General features: G+C 36.4%; 3 protein-coding genes. All 3 read right to left on the bottom strand.

Going from position 1 to position 2,282, the window contains the following annotated elements; all coding sequences use genetic code 11:
- Positions 1-90 precede the first annotated feature (90 nt).
- Positions 91-1,212: a hypothetical protein gene (locus tag JWG44_RS00030; RefSeq protein WP_205272919.1), complete on the bottom strand. Its 1,122-nt coding sequence runs from the start codon at positions 1,210-1,212 to the stop codon at positions 91-93.
- Positions 1,213-1,443: 231 nt separating this feature from the next.
- Positions 1,444-1,785: a HigA family addiction module antitoxin gene (locus tag JWG44_RS00025; protein ID WP_205272918.1), complete on the bottom strand. Its 342-nt coding sequence runs from the start codon at positions 1,783-1,785 to the stop codon at positions 1,444-1,446.
- 9 nt (positions 1,786-1,794) lie between these two features.
- Positions 1,795-2,076: a type II toxin-antitoxin system RelE/ParE family toxin gene (locus tag JWG44_RS00020; protein WP_205272917.1), complete on the bottom strand. Its 282-nt coding sequence runs from the start codon at positions 2,074-2,076 to the stop codon at positions 1,795-1,797.
- Between the last annotated feature and the right edge of the window lie 206 nt (positions 2,077-2,282).

The following is a 2,282-nucleotide window of genomic DNA, read 5'->3' as shown; positions in this document are numbered from 1 at the left end:
AAGTGACAAAGCAATGTGGCTTTAGCCCGAAGTGAGCGCGAGCGGGAACCGTGAGTCGCGAACGAAGTGAGAAGCCGAAGTTATGCGCCGTTAATTTAGAGCAGAAAGACTTGTTAGTGCTTCTTCAATATTATGAATAACAGAACAATTAAAAATTTCATCTAACCCTAAATAACTTTCTTGAATTAAGCCCTTTAGATTTCGCTCAGTAAAGAAATAATCGCAATATGGTAATGCAATTTTCGCATGCATAATGTCAAACGTATCTGAGTTTTTATAATGAGATTCTTTTTTCCACCTCTTAATAGAATGCAAACATGAGCCAATCGACAAAGCAGGCAACACATCGTATTGTTTTGAAGAAACAATACATTGAACAATTAAGTAAATCAATCTTATTGAACGTTCACTTTTTTCCAAAGCGAAAAATCGATCACCGATTACCGAAGTTCCTACACTATATCCTTTAAAATATTCAGTTAATAAATTCTCAATATCAGGATTGGCTAATTCTAAAACGCCATACAATTCTTTTTCCAATAATTCAGTAAAATCTCTGAAATCGTTTTTATTGTCTTCTCTCCCCTTAATCAGAAGTTGAGTAACATGTTCTTCATAATCGGATGGATCGAGCTCGGACATCCATTCCTCATTAATTGATGTAAAGATATCACTTAAGTTTTTATTCCATACAAAGTTAATATAGGACTTTTGAGCCTCGATTTTTTCATTCATCGATTTAAATGGAATATTATCTAAAGAAGGGATCATTACCTCCTTTAAAAAAATTGGCTTTGTCCATAATTCATTTTGCAAAAGTTCATTTGCATTTCGTATTCCCAAAACTACTCGAAGACAAAAAATTAACTCAATTTCCCACCGCCTTTGTGTACCGACAAAGCAAACATTTTTTGAGAAGAGCTCCATTAATTGCAAAATTGATTCATACTTATAACGATCCTTACTTTTATAGGATTCCAACAAATGAATGTCGCTTATCGGAATCAATATTTTATCCTCATTCAATAATTTCAATAGTAGTTCATACAACTCTTTAGTATATGGCCGAGCATTATAATTATTTAGATATTTTAGAAATTCTATCCAATAATTCATGTCCAAATAGATTTTTTTCTTCTTATTAATTGAAGCGAAAAGTTCTTTCTGCTTTCTTCTCAATTCAGCAGAAATGTTAAAATTTACGATTTTCATTATATTTAATTAATGGCGCATAACGAAAGAGGCTTCTCGACGTTGCGTCTCCGAGCGCTTGTGCGCGACGGAGTTGGCACGAGGTTCGAGGCGCCTTAGCGCCGTCTCGCGAACCGAAGTGACAAAGCAATGTGGCTTTAGCCCGAAGTGAGCGCGAGCGGGAACCGTGAGTCGCGAACGAAGTGAGAAGCCGTAGTTAGACGCCCGTAAGCTGGCGAGGAAACAAAGAGATCAAGCCAGGGATGGCGTCACTTTTTTACCATCTTGATCTTTATAAAAATCCTTATACGATTTCATACTCTTAAGAATTTTTGCTAATTTATGCTGTTCTTCGCGAATATCATAATCGTTCTGAAGACCAATCCAGAAATGAGGATTTAAATCAAAAAACTTTCCAAATTTTATTGAGATATTAGCAGTTATGTTTCTTTTCCCATGAATAATATCTGAAATCTTCGACTCAGGAATCCCTGTTTCTTTAGATAATCTATAACCCGAAATTCCCATAGGCTCTAAGAATTCTTCCTGTAAAATCTCACCTGGATGAACATTTAATAGCTTTTTACTTACCATTTCTTTCTCCTAATGATAGTCGGTTATTTCGACGTTGAATGCATGATTACTTTCAAAGTTAAAGCATATTCGCCATTGTGAATTAATCGAAATAGAATACTGCCCTTCTCTGTCTCCAGATAATTTGTGAAGTCGATTTCCGGGTGGAACTCGGAGTTCCACTATATCTAAAACGTTGTTGATCATACCGAGCTTCATTTGCGCTTTCTTCTGAATACCAGGTGGATATTTCTTTGAAAAATGACCTTCCCAAATTTCCTGAGTTTCTCTATCCTTAAAAGATCTTATCACTAATTTATGCTTATCATATTGATTAGTATTGTCAAATGCTTTTTCATTAATAATTGATAATATCTAAGCTCAAGAATCCCCGGACAGGGATGTCCGGAAATAAGCAAAGGAAAGTCGCCAAGCTTATGGCGTCTAACGAAAGAGGCTTCTCGACGTTGCGTCCGCAAGCGCTTGTGCGCGACGCGGTTGGCACGAGGTTCGAGGCG

This window comes from Leptospira ainazelensis, from assembly GCF_016918785.1.
In the GTDB taxonomy this organism is placed as follows: domain Bacteria; phylum Spirochaetota; class Leptospiria; order Leptospirales; family Leptospiraceae; genus Leptospira; species Leptospira ainazelensis.
Note: the sequence above shows the minus strand (reverse complement) of the source record. Positions and strands in the feature narration are given on the sequence as shown.

Bases quoted from the DNA above. Each gene is read 5' to 3' on its own strand.
- JWG44_RS00030 (WP_205272919.1), bottom strand. From the start codon at position 1,212: ATGAAAATCGTAAATTTTAACATTTCTGCTGAATTGAGAAGAAAGCAG.
- JWG44_RS00025 (WP_205272918.1), bottom strand. From the start codon at position 1,785: ATGGTAAGTAAAAAGCTATTAAATGTTCATCCAGGTGAGATTTTACAG.